Below are 25,705 nucleotides of genomic sequence, written 5' to 3'. Positions count from 1 at the left end.
CCGGGGCGTGTCGGCGCCGTGAGGAACACGGGATCACGCGCTTGCCCCTCGCGTCCCGGCCCCTTCCACCTTGACCAGCGCGGTGGGCACCACCTGGTCGAAGACCTCGTCGGGAAGGTGCTCGGCACCGCTGCCCTCCGTCAGGAGATAGGCCTGCGCCTCGCCGACATGGAAGTACATGCCGTGCAGTTCGAGCTCACCCTCGGCGAGGCGGCAGGCCACCACCTCGTGGGCCTTCAGGTGCTCCAACTGCTGGACCACGTTGGTGAGACAGAGCTGCTCGACCGCGTCGGCCGGCGCTCCCCCGGAGAGCCGCGCCCACGCCCTGTCCTGCGCGCCCAACCGCTCAAGGCTCGGCAGACCGTGCCGCAGCCAGCGCCGCAGCGGCGTCTGGGCGCCTCCCGGCGGGGTGTTGAGCAGTGCCTGCATCGCACCGCACCCGGAGTGCCCGCACACGGTGATCGACCGCACCTTGAGCACCTCGACCGCGTACTCGATCGCGGCTGCCACCGAGTCGTCGCCGCTCTCGGCGCCCGGCAACGGCACCAGATTGCCGACATTGCGTACGACGAACAGGTCACCGGGTCCACTGGAGGTGATCATCGACGTGACGACGCGGGAGTCCGCACACGTCAGGAACAGCTGCGAGGGCCGCTGTCCCTCGCGGGCGAGCCGGGCCAGCTCCTCCCGCACATGCGGCGCGGTGTTCCGCTGGAACGCGCTGATGCCACTGGCCAGTTGGTGGACCCGGGGCCTCCCGGCCCCCTGCTCCTCCTGCGGCCGGTCGCAGTGGTGATTGCGCCACGGCGTCCACGGCCGGCAACAGGAGTGCGAGGCGCTCGAGGGCTCGGCGATGCGGGTCCCGGCGCGCCCGGTGATCTCGACGCGGGCGCCGTGCGCGGTGTGCTCGTCCTGCCAGCACTGCAGTGATTCGTACGCCGCGTGATCCATGAAGGAGCCGTCCAGCTCCACGACGACGTCCTCGCCGTGGGGCACGAGGTGCAGCGTCCTGCTGAGCCTCGGCACCGCGAGGAACGTCAACTGCCCGCGTGCGCGGACATGGTGCACGCCGTCCCGCACCTCGTGCGTGATCCGGGTGCGGGCCAGGCGGTGCAGTGACACGGCCACGGCCACGGCGATGCCGAGCACGACGCCCTGGAGGACGTTGAGGAAGACCACGCCGACGGTCGTCACGGCGTAGACGACGATCTCGCGGTGGCGGGTGATCGTACGGATGTGGTTCAGGCTGACCATCTGGATGCCGACGGCCATGACGAGGGCGGCGAGAGCCGCGAGGGGGATCAGCTCCAGGACGGGGACCAGGAGCAGCGCGGCCACTACCACCCAAACGCCGTGCAGCGTCGTGGAGTTCCCGCTGACGGCGCCCGCGCGCACATTGGCCACCGTGCGCACGGCGACCCCGGCGACGGGCAGGCCACCGAGCGCGCCCGAGACGATGTTGGCGCTGCCCTGGCCGAGCAGCTCGCGGTTGAGGTCGGAGCGGCGCACGCCCGTATGCAGGTCGCGCTGCTTGGCGACGAGCTTGTCGACGGCCACCGCGCCCAGCAGTGACTGCACGCTGCACACCAGCGTGATGGTGAGGACGGCGGCGACCAGCCCGAGCGCCGGCCCCTCCGGCAGGCCGGCCAGCGCATGGCTGCGCCACGAGGGCAGTTCGACCTTGTCGAGCCGCAGATGTGCCGCCGCCGCCACGCCCGTCGCGAGGGCCACCGAGACCAGGGCCGCGGGCACGGTGCGGGCCATGCGCCCGGCCCGGCCCGGCATGCGCGGCCAGAGCAGCAGGACGGCCAGGGTGAGCAGGCTGATCGACAGGGCGGCCGGATGCAGGTCGGCCAACTGGGCGGGCAGCGCGCGGAGATTGGCGAGCACGGCGCTCTGCGGTGTGCCGCCGAGCACGATGTGCAGCTGGGCGACGGCGATGGTCACGCCGATGCCGGCCAGCATGCCGTGCACCACGGCGGGGCTGACGGCGAGCGCGCTGCGGGCCACGCGCAGGCAGCCCAGACCCAGTTGGGCGACGCCGGCCAGGACGGTGATGGCGCAGGTGGTGCGCCAGCCGTACCGGTGGATGAGGTCGGCGGTGACGACGGTGAGCCCGGCGGCGGGGCCGCTGACCTGAAGCGGTGATCCGCCGAGCCGGCCGACGACGATGCCGCCGACGGCCGCCGCGACGAGGCCCGCCTGGAGCGGTGCCCCGGTGGCCAGGGCGATGCCGAGGGACAGCGGCAGCGCGATCAGGAACACGGCCACCGACGCCGAGACGTCGGCGCCCGCGATACGGAACCCCTTGTGGGGCGGCGGGGCGGGCGGCTTGTGGGCTTCGGGCGTGGGGGCCGAGTCGGTGGGGCGAGTGGGGACGCGGGCAGACATTTTTCCCGTCTCCTCCGGGGCAGCGCGGTCGCGGGACATGGGGGCCTCCGAAAAGCCTTCGGAAAGCGGGTCGCGGCCGTGGGTCACGGCGTGCAGCGGCGGGAGATCTCAACTCTCGGTAAACGAACAGTAATGCAGAGTAAAGACTTTTGATGGACGTTTCGGGCAAATGGGGCAATCAATCACCCGGACGAATGAATAAAAATATTTGTCGGCTTGTCATACCGGACCATTCCGACACCTGTGCGAAGTTGCTGACCGACATGTCCCGACTTGCACGGAAAGAGGTGGGCGGAAGATGGCCGCCACCCCGAGGATCACCGCCACCCGGAGGATCACCGCGAGCCTCACCGCCTTCGCGGCCTGCGCTGCGGCGCTGGCCGGCTGCGCGGGCGGCGACAACGGCGCGGACTCCGGTACGAAGGAAGGCGCCCCCGGCGCGAAGAAAGCGCCCGGGGCCCCGGCTCCCAAGAGCCCCGTCCGGCTGATCGGGGACGGCTCGACGGCGTTCACGGGCAAGCAGCCGAACCTGCCGAGACCGGCCCGCCTGAAGCCGGGCCAGAAGCCGCCGCAGTTCGTGGTCTTCTCCTGGGACGGCGCCGGCGAGGACAGTCAGAAGCTGTTCTCCCACTTCCGCAAGGTGGCCAAGCGCAACGACGCCACGATGACGTACTTCCTCAGCGGCGTGTACATGCTCCCCGAGGGCAAGCGCGGCCTCTACAAGCCGCCGCAGCACCTGGCCGGCAGCTCGGACATCGGCTTCAACGACCGCAAGGGCATCAAGAACACCGTGGAGCAGCTCCGCGGCGCCTGGCTGGAGGGCAACGAGATCGGCACCCACTTCAACGGCCACTTCTGCGGCGCGGGCCGCGGGGTCGGTGAGTGGTCCGTCGCGGACTGGAAGAGCGAGATCCGCCAGGCCAAGTCCTTCGTGAAGGCCTGGAAGACCAACACCGGCATGAAGAAGGCGCAGCCCCTGCCCTTCGACTACGACAAGGAACTGATCGGCGCCCGCACCCCCTGCCTGGAGGGCCAGAAGAACTTCATGCGGGCGGCGCGGCAGCTGGGCTTCCGCTATGACACCAGCGGCGTCAACGACCAGGTCTGGCCCAAGAAGAAGGAAGGCCTCTGGGACCTGTCCATGCAGCTCGTCCCGGTCCCTGGCCGTGGCTTCGAGACGCTCACCATGGACTACAACTTCATGGTCAACCAGTCCGGCTCCACGTCGAACGGCGACCCCGCCAAGCACGAGTACTGGGGCGACCAGATGCGGGACGGGCTGCTCCAGGGCTTCCGGCGCGCGTACAAGGGCAACCGCGCGCCGCTGATCATCGGCAACCACTTCGAGTCGTGGAACGGCGGCACGTACATGCGCGCCATCGAGGAGACGATCGAGGCGGTCTGCACCAAGCCGGAGGTGCGCTGCGTGTCCTTCCGGCAGCTCGCCGACTGGCTCGACGCGCAGGACCCGAAGGCGCTGGCGCGGCTGACGAAGCTGCGGGTCGGCAAGGCGCCGAAGGAGGGCTGGGACGCGTTCCTGTCCGCCTCGCCCGCGCCCGCCCCGAAGGGCGTGCCGGGAGCCCCGGCCGTCAAGCCGTAGCTCCCGGCAAGCGCGGTCGGTCAGGCTGCGGTGACGGCCTGCTCGCGCAGGACGAAACCGGGGTCGACCTGGGCGGCCAGGTCGACCCCCGTCCGCTCGTTGCCCCAACTCCGTGCGTTCTTCAGGTGGAAGTGCACCATCTGGCGGGTGTAGCGCTCCCAGTCCCGTCGCTCGTACGAGGCGTCGACGGTGGCCCGAAGCGTCTCCAGGGAACGGCGGTTGGCCTCTTCCAGGTGCTCGAAGCGGGGCGGGCGGCCCTTCTCCATGGCACGCACCCAGTCCGAGTGCCCGACGGTCACCAGGAGGTCCTCGCCGACCTGCTCGCGCAGGAAGTCGATGTCGTCCTGGCCCTGCACCTTGTTGCCGACGACCTTGAGGTCGACGCCGAAGTCGCGTGCGTACTCCTTGTACTGGCGATAGACGGAGACCCCCTTCCTCGTCGGCTCGGCCACCAGGAACGTCATGTCGAAGCGGGTGAACATGCCGGAGGCGAAGGAGTCCGAGCCCGCGGTCATGTCCACGACCGCGTACTCGTCGCGGCCGTCGACCAGGTGGTTCAGGCACAGCTCCACCGCTCCGGTCTTGGAGTGGTAGCAGGCGACACCGAGGTCGGCTTCGGTGAACGGCCCGGTGACCATCAAACGCACGGTGGCGTCGTCGAGTTCCACGGGGCGGGCGCACGCGTCGTACACGGGGTTGTCCTCGCGCACCCGCAGCAGCCGTGAGCCCTCACCCGGCGGCGTCGTCTTGATCATCGTGTCGGCGGAGGCGATCCGCGGGTTGGAGCCGCGCAGATAGTCCTTGATCAGGGGCAGGTGCGCCCCCAGGGCGGGCAGCCGGGCGGCATCCGCCTCGTCGAGGCCGAGGGCCGGGCCCAGGTGCTGGTTGATGTCGGCGTCCATCGCGATGACGGGCGCGCCGCCGGCGGCGAGGTGGCGGATGAAGAGCGAGGACAGCGTGGTCTTGCCACTGCCGCCCTTCCCCACGAAAGCGATTTTCATGACCACCAAGCGTAGTGGGTCGCTCACGGAAGGTGCGGGACGTGGGTGAAGAAGACCACTCCTTCGTGGAGCGGGCGCCTGGAGTACGTAGGGTCGTACTCATGAGTACGACACCCGATCCGATCGCCGCCCTGGGGGCACTTCCCGGCGTGGCCGACTCCGTGGATTCCGTGCGCAAGGCCGTGGACCGGGTCTACGGGCACCGGATCATGCGGCGCCGCAGCAACGAGATCACCTCCGAGGCCGCCTTGCGTGGAGCCCGGGGTTCCGCCGCGCTCTCCGGGGCCGAATGGGCCCTTGAGGAGGTGCGCCGGCGCAGCGACTTCAGCGGCGACGCGCAGGCGCGCACGGTCGGTGGGGCCCTGCGGCTCACCGCCGAGGCGGGCCAGCTCCTGTCCATCTGGCGCCAGTCGCCGCTGCGTGTCCTCGCGCGGCTGCACCTGGTCGCCGCCGCTGACTCGGCGGAGGGGGCGGGGCGGCCCCGGCTGGCGGGCGAGGCGGTCGACGAGCCGCTCGTCGAGCTTCCCGTGCCCGACGCCGACGAGGTGGCGGGGCGCCTGGAGGGGCTGTCGCAGCTGATCATCGCGGGCAGCTCGGCGCCGGCCCTCGTGATGGCCGCCGTGGTCCACGGTGAGCTGCTCAGCCTGCGGCCGTTCGGCTCGTGCAACGGCCTGGTCGCGCGGGCCGCCGAGCGCATCGTCCTGGTGGGCAGTGGCCTCGACCCGAAGTCGATCTGCCCCGCGGAGGCGGGCCACGCGGAACTGGGCCGGGCGGCCTACGTGGCGGCGCTGGACGGTTACGCGTCCGGGACGCCGGACGGGATGGCGGCCTGGATCGCCCACTGCGCCAAGGCCGTTGAACTCGGCGTCAGGGAGTCGACCGCCGTCTGCGAGGCGCTTCAGCGCGGAGCGGCGTAGGGCGGGCCGCCCCAGGGGGACCGCACAGGAGCGTGATGACAACAGGGTTGCGGCGGTACGGGAATCCGTACCGCCGCTGGCATGTCCACCGGGTTACCAAGCGTCCTCGAAGGTTGCCCATCAGGTCGGGGACTTCGCCCGTCACCTGGTGCGGCTGGCCCGTAATCGACGGGTCGACGTCGCGTGGGTGCCCGGTGTTCATGCTTCGGTCCGTGGGGCCGTGAATGCGTTTTAAGGTGATCCTCTCGGATGTCCTTGGTCTCGCGGGCCGTTGACTCCTTTGTACTCCAGTCCTGTGGTGAGCGGTAGTCCTGGCCGCACTTCTTTACTTTTAGGTTCAAACAGGTGTGAATCGGGCGTGCATTTCCGATGCGGTCCCGCCGTGGTTCTTCTGCGGTTCCGCCGCCGCCCGAACCGGTCAGCCGACGGTCGTACGGCGGCGGCTGGCGAACCAGACGAGCCCCGCGGTGGCCGCCGCCGCGCCCATGGCGGCCGCCGCCACGAGCGCGGGCCTCGGTGGGGCGGGCAGGCGCTGCTTGAGGCGCACCGGCCGGTGGAAGTCGAGGATCGGCCACCCGCGCGCGAGGGCCTCGCGGCGCAGGGCGCGATCGGGGTTGACGGCGCAGGGGTGCCCGACCGACCCGAGCATGGGCAGGTCGGTCGCCGAGTCGCTGTAGGCGTAGCAGCGGTCGAGGTCGTACCCCTCGGACCGGGCCAGCTCCTTGATCGCCTCCGCTTTGGTGGGGCCGTACGCGTAGTACTCCACCTCGCCCGTGAAGCAGCCGTCCTCACCGACCACCATGCGGGTGGCCACCACCCGGTCCGCGCCCAGCAGTTCACCGATCGGCTCGACGACCTCGGCGCCCGAGGTGGAGACGATGACGACGTCGCGGCCCGCCGTGTGGTGCTCCTCGATGAGGGAGGCCGCCTCGTCGTAGATGATCGGGTCGATCAGGTCGTGCAGGGTCTCGGCGACGATTTCCTTGACCTGTCGCACGTTCCAGCCGCGGCACAGGGCGGACAGGTACTCGCGCATCCGCTCCATCTGGTCATGGTCGGCGCCACCCGCGAGGAAGACGAACTGTGCGTACGCGGTGCGCAGGACCGCCCTGCGGTTGATCAGGCCGCCCTGGTAGAACGACTTGCTGAACGTGAGCGTGCTCGACTTCGCAATGACCGTCTTGTCCAGGTCAAAGAAGGCGGCCGCGCGGGGCAGGGAGTGGTTTTCCACGAGCCCGAGCATAGGCGCCCACCATTCGGCGTAAGCTGAGGCGCGTGGGTTTGCCTGAGAAGGCTCTCGGGTACACCATGGAAGTCACGGATCGTTCGCGACCGTGCTAACCCGGTCTGGCTCCTCCCCCCCCGAGTCGGACCGTGGGGACGACCCCCGCTCTCCCCCCCGGCGGGGGTCGTCGCATGTCCGGATGGGTTTTTGGGCCCGCCGTCGCTCATCTTCCGACCCTCTGGGCCCCCTCTGCGTCCCTTCGACGTTCTTGAGGCCTGCCCAGAATTCGTCACTGTGTGTAGTCGTCGTGCTGCTCTGTGGAAGGCCCCGAGAACGCGCCGGGAAGCGGCCGGGAAGTCGATGGGGAGAAGCCCGGAAGAAGCCCGGAAGCGGCTCAGAAGCGGACCAGAAGAGCCCCAGAAGGGGCCGGAACATGGCGTGAAGCCGACGTGAGGTCGAGGGCGATGTCACCGGTTCGGGTGACGCGAATATTCACAGGTATCGCCTTGTCCACAGTTATTGACCAAGATCCACACGATTTCTCGGATCGCTGCACGCTGATTCCGTTCGTTCCGCTCGCGAAGTTCATGGCCGGATTGCTCTGCCCGGTTCTTCGCCCGAGTGGAGCGCGGCATTCACAGAGGGATGTGCGAGAGGGGGACGGAGATCGTGGGTGCAGTCATTTCATGGGGTGGGACCGCGCCGCCCGAGGGCGGCCGGGGCGGCCCGCTGATCCTCACGGAGGACGTGGAGCTCCTCGACGACCTGCTGAGGCTGTGCGCCGCGGCCGGGGCCAGGCCCGAGGTGCACCACGGCGGGCCCGAGCGCGAGCAGGGCTGGGACTCGGCCCCGCTCGTCCTGGTCGGGGACGACGCGGCGGACCGGGTCCGTGGCGCCACCCATAGGCGCGGAGTGGTGCTGGTCGGGCGGGATCAGGACGATTCCGGGGTCTGGCGGCGGGCCGTGGAGATCGGTGCCGAGCATGTGCTGCTCCTGCCGGACGGCGAGCAGTGGCTGGTGGACAGGATCGCGGACGTCGCCGAGGGCGTGGGGCGGTCGGCGCTCACCGTCGGGGTGATCGGCGGGCGCGGTGGTGCGGGGGCCTCCACGCTGGCCTGCGCCCTCGCGGTCACCGCGGCCCGCGAAGGGCGGCGCACCATGCTCGTCGACGCCGACCCGCTGGGCGGCGGCCTTGACGTCCTCCTCGGGGGCGAGACGGCCGAGGGGCTGCGCTGGCCGGCCTTCGCGGACTCGCGGGGCAGGGTCGGCGGGGAGGCGCTGGAGGAGTCGCTTCCCGAGCTGCACGCGCTGCGGGTCCTGAGCTGGGACCGGGGTGAGGCGGTGGCGGTGGCTCCGGAGGCGGTGCGGGCGGTCGTCTCCGCGGCCCGCAGGCGCGGTGGCGTGGTCGTCGTGGATCTGCCCCGCCGGGTGGACGAGACGGTCGCCGAGGCACTGGCGCAGGTGGATCTCGGGCTGCTGGTCGTGCCGCCCGAGCTGCGCGCGGTGGCGGGAGCGCGCCGGGTGGCGTCGGCGGCGGGGATGGTGCAGCGCGACCTTCGGGTGGTGGTTCCCACCGGCGCGGCACCGCCCGGCGCAGGAGTACTCGACCCCGAGGAGGTCGCCGGGCTGCTCGGGCTGCCGCTCGCCGGCGTGCTGCCCTGGGAACCGGGGCTGTCGGCGGCCCAGGCGGCCGGGGTGCCGCCTGGCGGCGCCGCGCGCGGCCCGTTGGCGAGGTTCTGCGCCGCCTTCTGGGACCGGGTGCCCGCCGATGCCCCGGGAGGGGGCGTATGAGCGCGGTCGTCGGGGCCCGCATGCTGGACGGGGTGCGTCAGTGGCTCGCGGAGAGCGGCACGGAACCGACGCCGGCCCGCGTCGCCGAGGCGCTGCGGGCCCAGGGGCGGGTCCTCGGGGACACCGAAGTGCTCGGCGCCGCCGCGCAGTTGCGGTCGGAACTGGTCGGCGCGGGCCCCTTGGAGCCGTTGCTCGCGGACCCCTCGGTGACCGATGTGCTGGTCTGCGCGCCCGACCGGGTGTGGGTGGACCGGGGCGGCGGTCTGGAGCTCACCGGGGTCACCTTCCGGGACGCGGCGGCGCTGCGGCGCCTCGCACAGCGCCTCGCGGCCGTGGCGGGGCGGCGTCTGGACGACGCCAGGCCTTGGGTGGACGCCCGCCTCCCGGACGGCACCCGGCTGCACGCCGTGCTGCCCCCGGTCGCCGTGGGCTCCACCTGCCTCTCGCTGCGGGTCGTGCGGCCCCGCGCCTTCACTCTGGCGGAACTGGTCACGGCGGAGACGGTGCCGCCCGGCGGCGACCGGGTACTGCGGGCCCTTCTCGACGCCCGCCTTTCCTTTCTGATCAGCGGGGGCACGGGCAGCGGCAAGACGACGTTGCTGAGCGCGCTGCTGGGCCTGGTCGGGCCCAGGGAACGGATCGTGCTGGCCGAGGACTCGGCGGAGTTGCGGCCCGAACACCCTCATGTGGTGCGCCTGGAGTCCCGGCCCGCGAACCAGGAGGGGGCCGGCCTCGTCGGTCTGGACGACCTGGTTCGCCAGGCGCTGCGGATGCGGCCGGACCGGCTGGTCGTCGGCGAGGTGCGGGGCGCCGAGGTGCTTCACCTGCTGGCCGCGCTGAACACGGGGCACGAGGGAGGCTGCGGCACGGTCCATGCCAACGCCGCCGCGGACGTGCCCGCCCGCCTGGAGGCCCTGGGGACGGCCGCGGGGCTCGACCGGGCCGCCCTGCACAGCCAGTTGGCGGCCGCCCTGTCGGTGGTGATCCATCTCGTCCGCGACCGGACCGGCCGCCGCCGCGTCGCCGAGGTGCACGTCATGGAGCGGGCCGCGTCCGGCCTGGTCGTGACGGTGCCCGCGCTGCGATGGGGCGAAGAGGCGTTCACCGAAGGGCCCGGCTGGGAGCGGCTGCACGCCCTGCTGGCCGGCGACGAGCGGGGTGATCCGGTGTGAGTACGTCGATGTGGACGGCGGCCGTGTGCGCGGGCGGCGCGGCCTGCCTGCTGGGCGGCAAGGACCGCACGGCTCAGCGGGTCCGGGCGGTGCTCGCCCCCGATGCGCCCGAGGGGGCAGGCGGTTGGTCCTGGCGGCGGGCTGTCGCCGCAGGGCGGGGGCGGGTGCGGCATGAGTGGTGGTGCCTGGCGGCCGGGGCGGTGGTCGGGCTCCTGGGGGCCTCCTTGCTGCCGCTGGTCGCGGGCGCGGCGGGGGTGCCGCTGGCGGGGCGGGCGAGGCGGGCCCGGGATGCGCGCCGGGAGAGGGAGCGGCGCGGTGCCGCGGTGATCGCGCTGTGCGGGGCGCTCGCCGGCGAGGTGCGGGCGGGGCGCCAGCCGGGGGAGGCGTTGCGATTGGCACTCGGCGTGGCCGGCTCCCGCGAGAGGGCTGCCGGTGCTTGTGGCGGGTCGGCCGATGGGGCCGGGGCGGGTCGGAGCGCGGTCTTGGCGGCGGCGCGGTTCGGCGGGGACGTGCCGGGAGCGCTGGGCGAGGCGGCGCGGGAGCCGGGCGCGGAGGGCTTGCTGGGCCTCGCGGCGTGCTGGCGGGTCGCCGTGGACCGGGGTGCGGGGCTCGCGACGGGGCTGGAGCGCCTGGAGGGCGCGTTGCGTGCCGAGCGCGACCAACGGGCGGACCTGCGGGCACAGCTGGCCGGCGCACGGTCGACCGCCGTGATGCTGGCGGGTCTGCCGGTCCTGGGGCTGCTGATGGGCGGCGCGCTGGGAGCCGAGCCGCTGCGGGTGCTGCTGCACACCGGGGCGGGGCTCGGCTGCCTGGCGGTGGGCGGGGTGCTCGAGGGCGTCGGGGCGTGGTGGGCGCTGCGGATCGTACGAAGGGCGGAGGGGTGATGAGTTCTGTCCACAGGCTGGGGACGGCGGTATGGGCAGGCGCGGCGGTGCTGTGGCTGGCGCTGACGGTGCTGGCCGCACGGCGGGAAAGGACGGTGCGGCGGCGGGCCAGGGCCGCGCTGGGCGCCGAGACGCCGGCTGCGCGGCTTCAGGGGTGGTGGCCGGGCCTTCGGCCGCGAGTACGTCGTTGGGGCACCGTGGCCGGGGTGGCGAGCGCGGCCTACGCGCTGCTTGGCGGCGCGCTCGGCCTCCTGGCGGGAGTGGCCGTCGGCTACGGCACATGGCGTCGTCTGCGGTCCCACGCCCCGCCCCCGGACCAGGAAGACGCCGACGACACCGCTGAGGGCGTACGCCAACTCCCGCTGGCCGCCGATCTCTTGGCGGCCTGCGTCGCCGCGGGTGCGAGCCCTGTCGCGGCCGCCGGAGCCGTCGGGGACTCGCTGCGAGGTCCGGTGGGCGAGCGGCTCGCACGGGGAGCGGCCGAGGTGCGCCTGGGCGGCGAACCGGCCGGCGCCTGGAGCCACTTGGCGGCGATACCGGGCGCTGCTCCCCTGGCCCGGCTGCTGGAGCGCGCCGACGAGTCGGGAGCACCGGCCGCCGAGCCGGTGGCCCGCCTCGCGGCGGAGGCCCGGGCCGCGCGGGGCCGGGCAGCCCTGTCGACGGCGCGCAGGGCGGCGGTCCTGATGACGATGCCCGTGGGCCTGTGCTTCCTCCCGGCGTTCATCGCGGTCGGGGTGCTGCCGGTGGTGATCGGCCTCGCGGAGGGACTGCTGAAAGCGAACTGAACCAGCGCCGGGAAGACACCGGAGCGAGCGCCGGGAAGGAGCGGCGCACTGGATAGGACGGACACGACGACGACTGCCCCGGCCACAACAGGGCCGAGGCGCCGAACGGAACACTCACGGGGGTTGAGATGCGTGGACACGACTACGCGCGGGCGCTGCTGCGGCGGGCCCGGGCGGCCGGCAAGGACGCGGGCATGGTGACGTCCGAGTACGCGATGGGGCTGATCGCGGCGGTGGGATTCGCCGGGCTGCTCTACAAGGTGGTGACGAGCGACCAGGTCAGGGCGGCCTTGCAGGCGCTGGTGGGGAAGGCACTCGATGCGCCGTTCTGATCGGAGGCGGGAACCGCGCGCGAGGGACCAGGGGTTCGTGACGGCGGAGGCGGCGGTGGTGCTGCCGACGCTGGTGCTGTTCACCATGGCGCTGGTGTGGACGCTGCTGGCGGTGTGCGCGCAGATCCAGTGCGTGGACGCGGCGCGGGCCGGGGCTCGCGCCGCGGCGCGGCAGGACCCCGAGGCAGTGGCCGTGGCGGCGGCCCGGCAGGCGGCGCCGCGCGGAGCGCGGGTGACCGTGCGGCGCGACGGTGACCTGGTGCGGGTCGAGGTGGTCGCCGCCGCGCCGGGGCCCGAGGCGCTGGACCTCGGTCTGCGCCTGCGGGCCGAGGCGGTGGCGTTGGCGGAGGAGACGGTGGGGGTGGGCGTATGAGGGGCGGGTGCGTGTGGGGCGGGTTCGCGCGGGGTGGCCCTATGCGGGGCGGGTGCATGTGGGGTGGCTCCTCGTTGGAGGACGGCCCCATGCGGGGTGGCCCCATGCGGGACGGGCGCATGTGGGGTGGCCCTAGGCGGGGCGGGCGCTTGTGGGGTGGGCGCATGTGGGGTGGCCCTACGCGGGGTGGCCCTATGCGGGACGGGCGCATGCGGGATGGGCGCATGTGGGGTGGTTCCTCGTTGGAGGACGGGCACATGTGGGGTGGCCCCTCGTGGGACGGACACCCGAGGGGTGGACTTACGCGGGGCAGGCGCCCCGGGCGGAGGTTCCCGTGGGGACGGCGGCACCTCGGAGGCGGGCCCTGGCGGGGCGCGGCGCACGACCGTGGGGCAGCAACGGTGTGGGTGACGGTGGTGCTGGCGGCGCTCTGTGTGCTCTGCGGCGGCGTGTTCGCGATGGGTCAGGCGGTCGTGGCCCGGCACCGGGCGGGCGGCGCGGCGGACCTCGCGGCGCTGGCGGCAGCCGACCACTGGGCGGCGGGCCCCTCGGTAGCCTGCGCGGCGGCCGACCGGGTGGCCGCGGCGCAGGGTGCGCGCCTCCTGCACTGCGCTGTGCGGGGCGCTGTCTCCCACGTCACGGCGGGCGCCTCCGTCGGCCCCTTCTCGACCCACGCCCGCTCCCGCGCGGGCCCAGCGGGTCCACTGCGGTGAGCAGCCACACCCCGATGACGCCCCCAACGACACCCCCGGGAACGACCAGTCCCCAGCCCCCGAGCCCACCCCGACCCCCGCTCCGGGACCGAAGGCCCGCCCTAGGCCCCGGGGCCCGCCCCCGCATCGCGCAGCAACACGGAAAGCAGCCGAACAGCCCCCCGCTTGTGCAACGGCTCGTTGCCGTTGCCGCACTTGGGTGACTGGATGCACGAGGGGCATCCGGCCTCGCACTCGCAGGACGCGATCGCCTGCCGCGTCGCCGTCAGCCACTCCCGCGCCGTGTGGAAGGCCCGCTCGGCGAACCCCGCCCCGCCCGGATGACCGTCGTACACGAACACCGTGGGAAGGAGAGTGTCCGGATGCAGCGGCACGGAGACGCCGCCGATGTCCCAGCGGTCGCACGTGGCGAACAGCGGCAGCATGCCGATGGAGGCGTGCTCGGCGGCGTGCAGGGCGCCGCCGAGGATCTCGGGATGGACGCGGGCGGCGTCCAGCTGGTCCTCGGTGACCGTCCACCAGACGGCGCGCGTGCGCAGCGTACGAGGAGGGAGTTCCAGCTTGGTCTCGCCGAGGACCTCGCCCGTGATGAGCTTCCTGCGCAGGAAGGAGACGACCTGATTGGTCACCTCGACGGAGCCGTAGCACAGGCGGCCCTCGCCCCAGGGGACCTCCACATCCGTCTCCAGGATGGAGATCGCCGTGGTGTCGCGCGCGGTCGTGGAGTACGGCGGCGCGGCCTCCTCGACCAGGGCGACGGAGTCCTCCAGGTCGAGGTGGCGCACGAGATACGTGAGGCCCTGATGGAGGTGGACGGCGCCCTCGTGCACGGTGGTGTGCGCGGCGGCCGCGTCGACGGTGCCCAGGAGCCGTCCCGTGCCCTCCTCGACGATCTGGACGGGCCTGCCGCCCTCGCCGCGGATGTCGGTCAGGTCGGCGGCCCGCTCCCGGCGGGTCCAGTGCCAGGCCCGCGCCCGGCGGCGCAGCAGCTTCGCGGCCTCCAGCTGTGGAAGCAGCTCCTCGGCGGCCGGACCGAAGAGAGCCAAGTCGTCGTCGACGAGCGGCAGTTCCGAGGCGGCGGCGCACAGGTGGGGGGCGAGGACGTACGGATTGTCGGGGTCGAGGACGGTGGACTCGACGGGCTGCTGGAACAGCGCCTCGGGGTGGTGGACGAGATACGTGTCCAGCGGGTCGTCCCGGGCCACCAGCACGGCCAGGGCGCCCTGCCCGGAGCGCCCCGCGCGCCCCGCCTGCTGCCACAGGGAGGCCCGGGTCCCGGGATAGCCCGCGATGACGACGGCGTCCAGACCCGACACGTCCACGCCGAGTTCCAGGGCGGTGGTGGCGGCGAGGCCGAGGAGTTCGCCGGAGTGCAGGGCGCGCTCCAGGGCGCGGCGCTCCTCGGGCAGGTAGCCGCCGCGATAGGCCGCGACACGGCGGACCAGGGAGCGGTCGACCTCGGCGAGACGTTCCTGCGCGATCACCGCGATCAGCTCGGCGCCGCGCCGGGAGCGCACGAAGGCGACCGAGCGGACGCCCTGGACGGTCAGGTCGGTGAGCAGGTCCGCGGTCTCGGCCGTGGCGGTGCGGCGCACGGGGGCGCCCTTCTCGCCGTGCAGGTCGGTGAGCGGCGGCTCCCACAGGGCGAAGACGAGGTCGCCGCGCGGTGAGGCGTCGTCGGCGACCTCCTTCACGGGCAGCCCGATGAGGCGCTCCGCGGAGACGGCGGGTTCGGCGGATGTGGCGGAGGCCAGCAGGAAGACGGGCTCGGAGCCGTAGCGGGCACAGAGGCGGCGCAGCCGGCGCAGCACCTGGGCGACGTGCGAGCCGAAGACGCCGCGGTAGGTGTGGCACTCGTCGATGACGACGTAGCGCAGGGCGCGCAGGAAGGAGGACCAGCGGGGATGGGAGGGGAGGATCCCGCGGTGCAGCATGTCGGGGTTGGTCAGGACGTAGTTGGCGTACTGACGCACCCATTCGCGCTCTTCGAAGGGGGTGTCGCCGTCGTACACGGCGGGGCGCACGGCGTTGCCGAGAGGGGCGGCGAGTTCCCGCACGGCGCGGCGCTGGTCGGCCGCCAGGGCCTTGGTGGGGGCCAGGTAGAGGGCGGTGGCGCCCCGCCCGTTCGGCGCCTCGGAGCCGTCGACGAGCGCGGAGAGTACGGGCGCGAGGTAGGCCAGGGACTTGCCGGACGCGGTTCCGGTGGCGACGACCACGGACTCGCCGTCCAGCGCGTGCTCCGCCGCCAGCGCCTGATGGGCCCAGGGCCGCTCGATGCCCGCCGCCCGAACGGCGGATATGACCTCCGGACGGATGCGGTCGGGCCACACTGCATACCGAGCCGCACGTGGGGGCAAGTGCTCCGTATGAGTGACGCGCGACGCACGGCTCGGCCCCGCGGTGAGCCGGTCGAGGACCACCTGCGGGGACGTCTGTGCCGGGGCGCCCGCGGAGGGCCCTCCGGAGGAAGAAATTTCGGCCATCGGCATCGAGTGTGTCACTGGCGGGATGGACAATGGTCCGAAGGCGTCGTGCACGCCTGCCGGTAAGTGATTGAATGCCATCGCGGCTGGCGATCCGACCTGGGGGCTCTGCCGAGGTGTCCCGAGGGATGACCGCTCGATAGCAAGGTGCTGGAGGATCCGTGGACCTGTCCCTGTCGACCCGTACCGTCGGCGATCGTACGGTCGTCGAGGTCGGTGGCGAAATCGATGTATATACCGCGCCCAAGTTGCGCGAGCAGTTGGTCGAGTTGGTGAACGACGGCAGCTTCCACCTTGTCGTCGACATGGAGGGCGTGGACTTCCTCGACTCCACCGGGCTCGGCGTGCTGGTCGGCGGCCTGAAGCGCGTGCGTGCCCATGAGGGCTCGCTGCGCCTGGTCTGCAACCAGGAGCGCATTCTCAAGATCTTCCGCATCACCGGCCTGACCAAGGTGTTCCCCATTCACACCTCGGTCGAGGAAGCAGTCACCGCCACCGACTGACGCCTCAGGTGGCAGTACAGCAGGGGATCGGGCCTGCGGCCCGGTCCCCTGACAGCACGCGCGTACGTCCGAGGGGGATGCATGGCCACCGTTGAGCTTCGTTTCAGCGCGCTGCCCGAGCACGTCAGGACGGCCCGCCTGGTGGCGGCCGCGGTCGCGCGCAGGGCCGGAGTGGACGAGGCCGTTCTCGACGAGGTCCGGCTCGCCGTCGGCGAGGCCTGCACGCGCGCGGTCGGGCTGCACCAGAGCAATGGCGTCACGGCGCCGGTGCGGGTCGCGCTGACCGAGGACGAGAAGCAGTTCTCCATCGAGGTCGGTGACGAGGCGCCCCGTTCGGCACCCGGTGACCGGGCGTCCGGCGGGCGGCCCGGCCGGGGCGACGAGCTGGAGGCCGAGGGCGAGGACGAGATGGGCCTCGCCGTCATCAGCGGCCTCGTGGACGACGTCGAGGTCACCGCGGGCGAATCCGGCGGCCTGATCCGCATGAGCTGGCCCACGACCCCCGCGCCACTCGTTCCCTGATCCCGTTGCCGCCGTTCGTGCCTCGGCCCCGCCGGCGCCGCTCACGCCCCGAGCCTGCCCCCGCGCCGCCCGCGCCCCGCATGACGTGATTCCGCCCATGTCGCCGGCGCCGCCCGTGACCTGATCGTGTCGTCGCCGCTCGCGGCGTGATTCCGCCCGCCTCTCGGCCGCGCCCGGAGCGCCCCCGTACCGCTCCCGCGCCGCGCGGGCCGCCCCGGCAGGCTCCGGCAGACCCCGACAGGCCCTGTCACCACCACGGTGAACAGGGCCTTTTCTTATTCTGATCATTTATCGTTCTAGATCAATGATCCGCCGTCAACGGTTTTGAGGCATTACCGCTTTTGGGGCCAAACTTTGGCCGCGATCATTTGCTGAGAAGCAATCTCAGGCCAATTGCGTTAGTGGTCCTCTGTTTTGATCAGGTTCCGCTCCCTACAATCCGTCCACATCTTGAGCTCAGCCCAAGCGTCAAGGAGGACGAATGGCGGGGCTTTCTACCCCTCATCAGTTTGACCACCCCTCAACCTTCGCAGCCGCAGTCCTGACGGACGACAATCGTCTTATCGTGATGGTCATCGCGGCCGTCGCGCTCGCGGCGCTCGTCGTCGCCGGGGTCCTGGTGCGCCAGGTGCTCGCGGCCGGCGAGGGCACCGACAGCATGAAGAAGATCGCCCGGGCGATCCAGGAAGGCGCGAATGCCTATCTGGGTCGCCAGCTGCGCACGCTCGGCGTATTCGCCGTCGTCGTGTTCTTCCTGCTCATGCTGTTGCCCGCGGACGACTGGAACCAGCGCGCCGGACGATCGATCTTCTTCTTGATCGGAGCGGCGTTCTCGGCGACCACCGGCTATATCGGTATGTGGCTCGCGGTGCGCAGCAATGTGCGCGTGGCGGCCGCGGCCCGAGAGGCCACCCCGGCAGAAGGCGAGCCGGAAAAAGATCTCACCGCCGTCTCGCACAAAGCCATGAAGATCGCTTTCCGCACGGGCGGCGTCGTCGGCATGTTCACGGTGGGGCTCGGTCTGCTGGGCGCCTCCTGTGTGGTGCTCGTCTACGCGGCCGACGCGCCGAAGGTGCTCGAAGGATTCGGACTCGGTGCCGCGCTGATCGCGATGTTCATGCGTGTCGGCGGCGGCATCTTCACCAAGGCCGCCGACGTCGGCGCCGACCTGGTCGGCAAGGTCGAGCAGGGCATTCCGGAGGACGATCCGCGCAATGCCGCGACCATCGCCGACAACGTGGGCGACAACGTCGGCGACTGCGCCGGCATGGCCGCCGACCTCTTCGAGTCGTACGCCGTCACGCTCGTCGCCGCGCTGATCCTCGGCAAGGTGGCGTTCGGCGACTCCGGGCTCGCCTTCCCGCTGATCGTTCCGGCCATCGGCGTCGTGACGGCGATGATCGGCATCTTCGCGGTGGCACCGCGGCGCGCCGACCGCAGCGGCATGAGCGCCATCAACCGCGGCTTCTTCATCTCCGCGGTGATCTCGCTGCTGCTCGTCGCCGCGGCCGTGTACGTCTACCTCCCGTCCTCGTACGCGGAGCTGGAAGGCGTCACGGACACGGCGATCGCCGGCCACGGCGGTGACCCACGGGTCCTCGCCCTTGTCGCCGTGGCCATCGGCATCGTCCTGGCCGCCCTCATCCAGCAGCTCACCGGCTACTTCACCGAGACCAACCGGCGCCCCGTCAGGGACATCGGCAAGACCTCGCTGACGGGCCCGGCGACCGTCGTCCTGGCCGGCATCTCGCTCGGCCTGGAATCGGCCGTCTACACCGCGCTGCTGATCGGGCTCGGCGTGTACGGGGCGTTCCTGCTCGGCGGTACGTCGATCATGCTCGCCCTCTTCGCGGTCGCCCTGGCCGGAACGGGCCTGCTGACCACGGTCGGCGTCATCGTCGCCATGGACACCTTCGGCCCCGTCTCCGACAACGCGCAGGGCATCGCCGAGATGTCCGGTGACGTCGAGGGCGCGGGCGCGCAGGTGCTCACCGACCTGGACGCCGTCGGCAACACCACCAAGGCCATCACCAAGGGCATCGCCATCGCCACCGCGGTCCTCGCGGCGTCGGCGCTCTTCGGGTCGTATCGCGACGCCATCGCGACCGCGGCCAAGGACGTCGGCGAGAAGCTCGGCGACGGCGCCCCGATGAACCTGGTGATGGACATCTCACAGCCCAACAACCTGGTGGGCCTGGTCCTCGGCGCCGCGGTCGTCTTCCTCTTCTCGGGGTTGGCGATCAACGCGGTGTCGCGGTCGGCCGGGGCCGTGGTCTACGAGGTGCGGCGGCAGTTCCGCGAGCACCCCGGGATCATGGACTACACCGAGCAGCCGGAGTACGGGCGCGTCGTCGACATCTGCACCAAGGACGCGCTGCGCGAGCTGGCCACACCGGGTCTGCTCGCCGTGCTCACACCCATCGCGGTCGGCTTCTCGCTCGGTGTCGGCGCGCTCGGCTCGTTCCTCGCCGGCGCGATCGGCACGGGCACGCTGATGGCGGTCTTCCTCGCCAACTCCGGCGGCGCCTGGGACAACGCGAAGAAGCTCGTCGAGGACGGCCACCACGGCGGCAAGGGCAGCGAGGCCCACGCCGCGGTCGTCATCGGCGACACCGTGGGCGACCCGTTCAAGGACACCGCGGGCCCGGCGATCAACCCGCTGCTGAAGGTGATGAACCTGGTGGCGCTGCTCATCGCGCCCGCCGTCATCAAGTTCAGCTACGGGGACGACGCCAGCGTCGGCATGCGGGTACTGATCGCGGTGCTCTCCATCGCGGTCATCATCGGCGCGGTCTACGTCTCCAAGCGGCGGGGCATCGCCGTCGGGGACGAGGGCAACGCCGGACGGGCGGCCAAGTCGGCCGATCCGGCGGTCGTTTCGTAACGCGGGTTCGTAACGCGGGTTCGTAACGCGGGAAGGACGCGTCCAACACGCGGGCGGGCGGCGCATTCTGATGCGTCGTCCGCCCGTCGACGTGCGGGCCCCCGCCGCCGGTCAGCGGATCCGGACGGTCCGTGAGCCTTCTCTCCCGGTTCCCGCGCTCTCCTTGGTGCAAATGGCTGCAATAGGGGATGCGTCGGACCCCGGACATGCGTTTGTCGCTCGTTTGGCGTGTAAGTTCCGGGGCCGAGAGCCACGGAAGGGACCAATCCGGTGAACAAGAAGCTTGCAGCCGCACTGTCCGGCGGTGCGGTACTGGTACTCGCGATCTCAGGGTGCAGCAGCAGCGACGACGGCAACGAGGAACTGGACGGCTGGGCCAAGAAGGTCTGTGACGGCGTCCAGCCGCAGTCGAAGAAGATCGCGGCCGCCAACGCCGCGATCCAGAAGGAGACCTCCGACAACAGCTCCCCGTCCGCCGTCCAGAAGACCGACTCCAAGGCGTTCCAGGACATGTCCGACGCCTACAAGGCGATGGGCGACTCCGTGAAGGGCGCGGGCGCCCCGCCGGTCGACGACGGCAAGAAGAAGACGGACGACGCCGTCAAGGAGCTCAACGCCATCTCCAAGTCGTACGACGGCCTGAAGAAGCAGGTCGACGGCCTGGACACCAAGAACCAGGCGGACTTCGCCGACGGCCTCAAGGACGTCGCGGGCGAGCTGGACAAGCTCAGCAAGAGCGGCAACGAGGCACTGGAGAAGCTCCAGGAGGGGGAGGTCGGCGAGGCGATGGGCAAGCAGGACAGCTGCAAGAGCGCGTCCGCCACGCCGTCGGCCAAGAACTGACCCTGCCGGCCGTACGTTCTTCGCCACGCCCTCGGTGTCCATGGCGGCGCCGAGGGCTCCGGTGTCCCCCCGCGGGCCACAATGGGGGAGTGAGTAACGCCAGCCTCCCCCTGCCCTCGCCCGACCGCGCCGACGCAGCCGCCTCCCTGCGGAAGGCCCTGCTCGCCGCCGACTTCACCGCCGACGGGCTGCTCGAACTGCTCGGCGCACCCGCCTACACCGCGCTGGCCCGCGGCGAGACCGTGCCCGCGCTGCGGGCCACGCGCGCGGACGGCGCCCTCGCCGCTCTCGTACGCCTGTTCCTGCTCCAGGAAACCGTCCCGCACGCGCGCATGGCCGACGTTCTGCCCGTCGACGTCCTCCTGGACAGCGGTTGGCTGGCCGGGCAGGACGCGGGGCTGCGGGCGACGGTGGACGTACGGCCCTATGGCGGGCCCGGCGGCGAGGACTGGTTCATCGTCTCCGACCTGGGCTGCGCGGTCGGCGGCGCCGGCGGCATCGGCAACCACGACGAGGGCGTCGTCCTCGGCGTCGGCGGTGCCTCCACCACGCTCGCCGGGATCACCGTGCGGACACCGGTCGACAGCGCGCTCGACCTCGGCACCGGCTCCGGCATCCAGGCGCTGCACGCCGCGCAGCACGCCACGCGCGTGACGGCGACCGACCTCAATCCCCGGGCACTGCGGTTCACCCGGCTCACGCTGGCGCTCTCCGCCGCCCCGGAGGCAGATCTGCGGGAGGGCTCGCTCTTCGAGCCGGTGGGCGAGGAGACGTACGACCTGATCGTGTCGAACCCGCCCTTCGTGATCTCGCCCGGCGCCCGGCTCACCTACCGGGACGGCGGGATGGGCGGGGACGATCTGTGCCGGTCGCTCGTTCAGGAGGCGGGGGAGCGGTTGAACGAAGGGGGGTACGCGCACTTCCTGGCCAACTGGCAGCACGTGGACGGCGAGGAGTGGCAGGACCGGCTGCGCTCCTGGGTGCCGCGCGACTGCGACGCCTGGATCGTGCAGCGCGAGGTGCAGGACATCACGCAGTACGCCGAGCTGTGGCTGCGGGACGCGGGGGACCACCGCCAGGACCCCACGTCGTACGCGCGGCGGTACGAGGCGTGGCTGGACGAGTTCGAGGCGCGCCGGACGCGGGCCGTCGGATTCGGCTGGATCACGCTGCGCAAGACCGGGGCGGCCGAGCCGAGCGTGACCATCGAGGAGTGGCCGCACCCCGTCGAGCAGCCGCTCGGCGAGACGGTGCGCGAGTTCTTCGACCGCCAGGACTACCTGCGCGCCCACGACGACGCCGCCCTGCTCGCCGCGCACTTCAAGCTCGCCGACGAGGTCGTGCAGGAGCAGGTCGGGCTGCCGGGCGCCGAGGACCCCGAGCACGTCGTGCTGCGCCAGCACCGGGGCATGCGCCGGGCCACCAAGGTGGACACGGTCGGCGCCGGGTTCGCCGGCGTGTGCGACGGATCGCTGAGCGCCGGCCGGATCCTGGACGCCATCGCCCAACTGGTCGGCGAGGACCCGGTGTTGCTGCGCGACCGCACGCCCGCGCAGATCAGGCTCCTGGTGGAGCAGGGCTTCCTGCTGCCGGTCCAGGGGTAGGGGCGCGCGGCGGCCCTCCGCCGTTCACCCCGATTTCGCGCTCCCGATTCCCGCGCGTGCCAGCCTCCAGGCCACGGCCGCGCACCAGCACGCGCACGGCCGCACCACAAGCGCCGGGCGAGGCTGTACGGGGAGGCAAAGACCATGGAGAGCGCACCAGCGATCTTCGCGGGGACGGTGTTCGCGCTGTTCGGCACCGGACTGCTGCTGTGGACCGGGGCGCGGGTCGCGCACCGCGCGCCGGTCGCCCAGGGTGTGAGCCCCGTCGCATCGGCGACGCTCGCCGCGCTCGTGGGCCTCGTCGCCCTGCTGCTCGGCGTGTGGTGCTTCACGCGGCGGTGAAACCGCCGGACCGCAGCCGCGGACCCCTTCCTTCCGGTGGGCCGGAACCTCGGGTTCCAGCAGGGCCGGGGCGCCGCGCCGGGGCGGCCGGACGGTCGTGATCCGGTGGACCGGAGGGGATCGCTCCGGTGATCGCGGGGACGGCGCCGGGCCGCGTCCCGCGCCACGGCCGCGCCGGGCGCCGAAACAGCGGGTCGCCACTCCGGGCGGCAGGAATGGCGGTAGTCGGGTTACCGTTCGAGTGGCCGTTGCGGGCTTTTCCCGTTTGACACGGGGGCGGGATGTACCGTCACACTCCGCAGCGACAGCGCAACGCAAGCCATGCGGGCACTGCCACCGCACCGTCACGAGCACCGCGACCGAGCGGTGCCACCGCGCACTGCCACCGAGCGTCGACCGGAGAGAAGAGCGAAGTTGTCCCCGACCAGCGAGACCGCACAGGGCGGCCGCCGACTCGTCATCGTCGAGTCGCCTGCCAAGGCGAAGACGATCAAGAGCTACCTCGGCCCCGGCTACGTAGTCGAGGCCAGCGTCGGGCACATCCGCGACCTCCCCAACGGTGCCGCGGAGGTACCCGACCAGTACACCGGCGAGGTGCGCCGCCTCGGCGTGGACGTCGAGCATGACTTCGCGCCCATCTATGTCGTCAACGCCGACAAGAAGGCCCAGGTCAAGAAGCTCAAGGACCTGCTGAAGGACTCCGACGAACTCTTCCTCGCCACCGATGAGGACCGCGAGGGCGAAGCCATCGCGTGGCACCTCCTCGAAGTCCTCAAGCCGAAGGTCCCCGTCCACCGGATGGTCTTCCACGAGATCACCAAGGACGCGATCCGCAGCGCCGTCGCCAACCCGCGCGAGCTCAACAAGCGCATGGTCGACGCCCAGGAGACCCGCCGCATCCTCGACCGCCTCTACGGCTACGAGGTCTCGCCGGTCCTGTGGAAGAAGGTCATGCCGCGCCTGTCGGCCGGCCGCGTCCAGTCGGTGGCCACCCGCCTCGTCGTCGAGCGGGAGCGCGAGCGCATCGCCTTCCGCTCCGCCGAGTACTGGGACCTGACCGGCACGTTCGGCACCGGCCGCGCCGGTGACGCCTCCGACCCCTCGCAGCTGGTCGCCCGGCTCGCCGCGGTCGACGGCAAGCGCGTCGCGCAGGGCCGTGACTTCAACTCCGTCGGCCGGCTCAAGTCCGACACCCTGCACCTGGACGAGGCGGGCGCCCGCGCGCTGGCCGCCGCCCTCCAGGAGACGGCCTTCTCCGTACGGTCGGTCGAGTCCAAGCCCTACCGCCGCTCGCCCTACGCCCCGTTCCGTACGACGACGCTGCAGCAGGAGGCCTCGCGCAAGCTCGGCTTCGGCGCGAAGGCGACCATGCAGGTGGCCCAGAAGCTGTACGAGAACGGCTTCATCACCTACATGCGTACGGACTCCACGACCCTGTCCGACACGGCGGTCACCGCCGCCCGTGCCCAGGTCACCCAGCTCTACGGCGGCGACTACCTGCCGGACAAGCCGCGTACGTACGCCGGGAAGGTCAAGAACGCGCAGGAGGCGCACGAGGCGATCCGTCCCTCGGGTGATCGTTTCCGCACGCCCGCCGAGACCGGCCTGACCGGTGATCAGTTCCGGCTCTACGAGCTGATCTGGAAGCGGACCGTCGCCTCCCAGATGAAGGACGCGACCGGCAACTCCGTCACGGTCAAGATCGGTGGCCGTGCCGCCGACGGCCGCGACGCCGAGTTCAGCGCGTCCGGCAAGACCATCACCTTCCACGGCTTCCTCAAGGCGTACGTCGAAGGCGCCGACGACCCCAACGCCGAGCTGGACGACCGCGAGCGCAGGCTCCCGCAGGTCGCCGAGGGCGACGCGCTGACCGCCGACGAGCTGTCGGTCGACGGCCACGCCACCAAGCCCCCGGCCCGCTACACCGAGGCCTCGCTGGTCAAGGAGCTCGAAGAGCGCGAGATCGGCCGCCCGTCGACGTACGCGTCGATCCTCGGCACGATCCTCGACCGCGGATACGTCTTCAAGAAGGGGACGGCGCTCGTCCCCTCCTTCCTGTCGTTCGCCGTCGTCAATCTCCTGGAGAAGCACTTCGGGCGACTCGTCGACTACGACTTCACCGCCAGGATGGAGGACGACCTCGACCGCATCGCGCGCGGTGAGGCGCAGGCCGTGCCGTGGCTGCGGCGCTTCTACTTCGGCGAGGGCGGGGGCGAGGCCGCCGGCGGCGCGGCCGACGCGGGCAACGGCGACGGCGACCACCTCGGCGGCCTCAAGGAACTCGTCACCGACCTCGGCGCGATCGACGCCCGCGAGGTGTCGTCCTTCCCGGTCGGCGACGGCATCATGCTGCGCGTGGGGCGCTACGGCCCCTACATCGAGCGCGGCGAGCGCGACTCCGAGAACCACCAGCGCGCGGACGTCCCCGACGACCTGGCGCCCGACGAGCTGACCGTCGAGTACGCGGAGGAACTGCTCGCCAAGCCGAGCGGCGACTTCGAGCTGGGCGCGGACCCGGAGACCGGCCGCCAGATCATCGCCAAGGACGGGCGCTACGGCCCGTACGTCACCGAGGTCCTGCCCGAGGGCACCCCGAAGACCGGCAAGAACGCGGTCAAGCCGCGCACCGCCTCGCTCTTCAAGTCCATGTCGCTGGACACGGTCACCCTCCAGGACGCGCTGAAGCTGATGTCGCTGCCGCGCGTGGTCGGCACGGACGCCGAGGGCGTCGAGATCACCGCGCAGAACGGCCGGTACGGCCCGTATCTGAAGAAGGGCACCGACTCGCGCTCCATCGAGAGCGAGGAGCAGCTCTTCACGATCACGCTCGAAGAGGCCCTGGCGATCTACTCCCAGCCCAAGCAGCGGGGCCGTGCGGCCGCGAAGCCGCCGCTCAAGGAGCTGGGCGAGGACCCGGTCAGCGGAAAGCCGGTCGTCGTCAAGGACGGCCGCTTCGGGGCGTACGTGACCGACGGCGAGACCAACGCGACGCTGCGGGCGGCCGACTCCGTCGAGGACATCACCCCCGAGCGGGGCTACGAGCTGCTCGCGGAGAAGCGGGCGAAGGGGCCGGCCAAGAAGACGGCGAAGAAGGCCCCCGCCAAGAAGGCGCCCGCGAAGAAGACCGCCGCCAAGAAGACGACCGTTAAGAAAACGACGGCCAAGAAGACCACGGCCAAGAAGACGGCCGCCACGAAGACCACTGCTGCGAAGACCGCCGCCAAGAAGACGGCGGCTTCCAGCAAGGCGGCTTCCTCGGAGGAGTGACCTCCCGCCCTCGCCGGGTGCCCCATGACGAGGCACCCGGCACCGGCACGTCCTGAGCAGGCTTTTGGGCTCG

General features: G+C 71.9%; 20 protein-coding genes. 16 read left to right on the top strand and 4 right to left on the bottom strand.

Annotated elements, in window-relative coordinates; all coding sequences use genetic code 11:
• Nucleotides 1-33: 33 nt before the first annotated feature.
• Nucleotides 34-2,391: a SulP family inorganic anion transporter gene (locus tag ABZ385_RS03165; protein WP_358909405.1), complete on the bottom strand. Its 2,358-nt coding sequence runs from the start codon at nt 2,389-2,391 to the stop codon at nt 34-36.
• 298 nt (nt 2,392-2,689) lie between these two features.
• On the opposite strand from ABZ385_RS03165, the gene ABZ385_RS03160 reads away from it, so the two are divergent.
• Nucleotides 2,690-3,991: a hypothetical protein gene (locus ABZ385_RS03160; RefSeq protein WP_358909403.1), complete on the top strand. Its 1,302-nt coding sequence runs from the start codon at nt 2,690-2,692 to the stop codon at nt 3,989-3,991.
• Between the two features lie 20 nt (nt 3,992-4,011).
• Here ABZ385_RS03160 and ABZ385_RS03155 read toward each other — a convergent pair whose 3' ends face one another.
• Complete coding sequence (locus tag ABZ385_RS03155; RefSeq protein WP_358581346.1) at nt 4,012-4,992, bottom strand: ATP-binding protein; 981 nt, start codon at nt 4,990-4,992, stop codon at nt 4,012-4,014.
• A 101-nt stretch (nt 4,993-5,093) separates the two neighbouring features.
• Between ABZ385_RS03155 and ABZ385_RS03150 the strand changes: the two genes are divergently transcribed.
• Nucleotides 5,094-5,909, top strand: coding sequence for an oxidoreductase (locus ABZ385_RS03150; protein ID WP_358909401.1), 816 nt, complete (start codon nt 5,094-5,096; stop codon nt 5,907-5,909).
• Between the two features lie 418 nt (nt 5,910-6,327).
• Here ABZ385_RS03150 and ABZ385_RS03145 read toward each other — a convergent pair whose 3' ends face one another.
• Nucleotides 6,328-7,152, bottom strand: coding sequence for an HAD-IB family hydrolase (locus ABZ385_RS03145; protein ID WP_358909399.1), 825 nt, complete (start codon nt 7,150-7,152; stop codon nt 6,328-6,330).
• Nucleotides 7,153-7,779: 627 nt separating this feature from the next.
• On the opposite strand from ABZ385_RS03145, the gene ssd reads away from it, so the two are divergent.
• From ssd to ABZ385_RS03110, 7 genes are all read left to right on the top strand, one after another.
• Nucleotides 7,780-8,925, top strand: coding sequence for a septum site-determining protein Ssd (gene ssd, locus ABZ385_RS03140; RefSeq protein WP_358909397.1), 1,146 nt, complete (start codon nt 7,780-7,782; stop codon nt 8,923-8,925).
• On the top strand, nt 8,922-10,097 hold the full coding sequence (locus tag ABZ385_RS03135; protein WP_358909395.1) for a TadA family conjugal transfer-associated ATPase: 1,176 nt from the start codon (nt 8,922-8,924) through the stop codon (nt 10,095-10,097). The genes ssd and ABZ385_RS03135 overlap by 4 nt, the downstream gene beginning before the upstream one ends.
• Before the next feature lie 8 nt (nt 10,098-10,105).
• Entirely contained in the window at nt 10,106-10,981 is an 876-nt protein-coding gene (locus ABZ385_RS03130; RefSeq protein WP_358909756.1) for a type II secretion system F family protein, read from the top strand.
• Nucleotides 10,981-11,766 (top strand): type II secretion system F family protein, encoded by a 786-nt coding sequence (locus ABZ385_RS03125; RefSeq protein WP_358581355.1) that lies wholly within the window; start codon nt 10,981-10,983, stop codon nt 11,764-11,766. Before ABZ385_RS03130 ends, ABZ385_RS03125 begins: the two co-directional genes overlap by 1 nt.
• Nucleotides 11,767-11,894: 128 nt before the next feature.
• The gene (locus ABZ385_RS03120; RefSeq protein WP_358696840.1) at nt 11,895-12,098 is read left to right on the top strand and encodes a DUF4244 domain-containing protein; all 204 of its coding nucleotides are present in this window, start codon (nt 11,895-11,897) and stop codon (nt 12,096-12,098) included.
• Nucleotides 12,085-12,471, top strand: coding sequence for a TadE family type IV pilus minor pilin (locus ABZ385_RS03115; RefSeq protein WP_358696838.1), 387 nt, complete (start codon nt 12,085-12,087; stop codon nt 12,469-12,471). The genes ABZ385_RS03120 and ABZ385_RS03115 overlap by 14 nt, the downstream gene beginning before the upstream one ends.
• Before the next feature lie 407 nt (nt 12,472-12,878).
• Nucleotides 12,879-13,184, top strand: coding sequence for an Rv3654c family TadE-like protein (locus ABZ385_RS03110; protein WP_358696836.1), 306 nt, complete (start codon nt 12,879-12,881; stop codon nt 13,182-13,184).
• A gap of 101 nt (nt 13,185-13,285) precedes the next feature.
• Here ABZ385_RS03110 and ABZ385_RS03105 read toward each other — a convergent pair whose 3' ends face one another.
• Nucleotides 13,286-15,748: a DEAD/DEAH box helicase gene (locus ABZ385_RS03105; protein ID WP_358696834.1), complete on the bottom strand. Its 2,463-nt coding sequence runs from the start codon at nt 15,746-15,748 to the stop codon at nt 13,286-13,288.
• Between the two features lie 80 nt (nt 15,749-15,828).
• On the opposite strand from ABZ385_RS03105, the gene bldG reads away from it, so the two are divergent.
• The 7 genes from bldG (at nt 15,829) to topA (ending at nt 25,632) form a co-directional block, all read left to right on the top strand.
• The gene (bldG, locus tag ABZ385_RS03100; protein WP_358586151.1) at nt 15,829-16,170 is read left to right on the top strand and encodes an anti-sigma factor antagonist BldG; all 342 of its coding nucleotides are present in this window, start codon (nt 15,829-15,831) and stop codon (nt 16,168-16,170) included.
• An 81-nt stretch (nt 16,171-16,251) separates the two neighbouring features.
• A complete protein-coding gene (locus ABZ385_RS03095; RefSeq protein ID WP_358586149.1) occupies nt 16,252-16,692 on the top strand; it encodes an ATP-binding protein in 441 nt (146 codons plus the stop codon).
• A 481-nt stretch (nt 16,693-17,173) separates the two neighbouring features.
• Nucleotides 17,174-19,576: a sodium-translocating pyrophosphatase gene (locus ABZ385_RS03090; RefSeq protein WP_358586147.1), complete on the top strand. Its 2,403-nt coding sequence runs from the start codon at nt 17,174-17,176 to the stop codon at nt 19,574-19,576.
• 270 nt (nt 19,577-19,846) lie between these two features.
• The gene (locus tag ABZ385_RS03085) at nt 19,847-20,419 is read left to right on the top strand and encodes a small secreted protein (RefSeq protein WP_358586145.1); all 573 of its coding nucleotides are present in this window, start codon (nt 19,847-19,849) and stop codon (nt 20,417-20,419) included.
• 89 nt (nt 20,420-20,508) lie between these two features.
• Nucleotides 20,509-22,023, top strand: coding sequence for a class I SAM-dependent methyltransferase (locus tag ABZ385_RS03080; protein ID WP_358909393.1), 1,515 nt, complete (start codon nt 20,509-20,511; stop codon nt 22,021-22,023).
• 144 nt (nt 22,024-22,167) lie between these two features.
• Nucleotides 22,168-22,365, top strand: a complete 198-nt coding sequence (locus ABZ385_RS03075; RefSeq protein WP_358909391.1) for a hypothetical protein — start codon at nt 22,168-22,170, stop codon at nt 22,363-22,365.
• 414 nt (nt 22,366-22,779) lie between these two features.
• Nucleotides 22,780-25,632 carry a type I DNA topoisomerase gene (gene topA, locus ABZ385_RS03070; RefSeq protein WP_358586139.1) on the top strand — a complete coding sequence of 951 codons (2,853 nt, stop codon included), beginning with the start codon at nt 22,780-22,782 and terminating at the stop codon, nt 25,630-25,632.
• Nucleotides 25,633-25,705: the final 73 nt, after the last annotated feature.

It is taken from the genome of Streptomyces sp. NPDC005898 (genome assembly GCF_040629635.1).
In the GTDB taxonomy this organism is placed as follows: domain Bacteria; phylum Actinomycetota; class Actinomycetes; order Streptomycetales; family Streptomycetaceae; genus Streptomyces.
The sequence above is the reverse complement of the archived record's forward strand: the minus strand, read 5'-3'. Positions and strand labels throughout refer to the sequence as shown.

Bases quoted from the DNA above. Each gene is read 5' to 3' on its own strand.
- ABZ385_RS03165 (WP_358909405.1), bottom strand. From the start codon at position 2,391: ATGTCTGCCCGCGTCCCCACTCGCCCCACCGACTCGGCCCCCACGCCC.
- ABZ385_RS03160 (WP_358909403.1), top strand. From the start codon at position 2,690: ATGGCCGCCACCCCGAGGATCACCGCCACCCGGAGGATCACCGCGAGC.
- ABZ385_RS03155 (WP_358581346.1), bottom strand. From the start codon at position 4,992: ATGAAAATCGCTTTCGTGGGGAAGGGCGGCAGTGGCAAGACCACGCTG.
- ABZ385_RS03150 (WP_358909401.1), top strand. From the start codon at position 5,094: ATGAGTACGACACCCGATCCGATCGCCGCCCTGGGGGCACTTCCCGGC.
- ABZ385_RS03145 (WP_358909399.1), bottom strand. From the start codon at position 7,152: ATGCTCGGGCTCGTGGAAAACCACTCCCTGCCCCGCGCGGCCGCCTTC.
- ssd (WP_358909397.1), top strand. From the start codon at position 7,780: ATGTGCGAGAGGGGGACGGAGATCGTGGGTGCAGTCATTTCATGGGGT.
- ABZ385_RS03135 (WP_358909395.1), top strand. From the start codon at position 8,922: ATGAGCGCGGTCGTCGGGGCCCGCATGCTGGACGGGGTGCGTCAGTGG.
- ABZ385_RS03130 (WP_358909756.1), top strand. From the start codon at position 10,106: ATGTGGACGGCGGCCGTGTGCGCGGGCGGCGCGGCCTGCCTGCTGGGC.
- ABZ385_RS03125 (WP_358581355.1), top strand. From the start codon at position 10,981: ATGAGTTCTGTCCACAGGCTGGGGACGGCGGTATGGGCAGGCGCGGCG.
- ABZ385_RS03120 (WP_358696840.1), top strand. From the start codon at position 11,895: ATGCGTGGACACGACTACGCGCGGGCGCTGCTGCGGCGGGCCCGGGCG.
- ABZ385_RS03115 (WP_358696838.1), top strand. From the start codon at position 12,085: ATGCGCCGTTCTGATCGGAGGCGGGAACCGCGCGCGAGGGACCAGGGG.
- ABZ385_RS03105 (WP_358696834.1), bottom strand. From the start codon at position 15,748: ATGGCATTCAATCACTTACCGGCAGGCGTGCACGACGCCTTCGGACCA.
- ABZ385_RS03095 (WP_358586149.1), top strand. From the start codon at position 16,252: ATGGCCACCGTTGAGCTTCGTTTCAGCGCGCTGCCCGAGCACGTCAGG.
- ABZ385_RS03090 (WP_358586147.1), top strand. From the start codon at position 17,174: ATGGCGGGGCTTTCTACCCCTCATCAGTTTGACCACCCCTCAACCTTC.
- ABZ385_RS03075 (WP_358909391.1), top strand. From the start codon at position 22,168: ATGGAGAGCGCACCAGCGATCTTCGCGGGGACGGTGTTCGCGCTGTTC.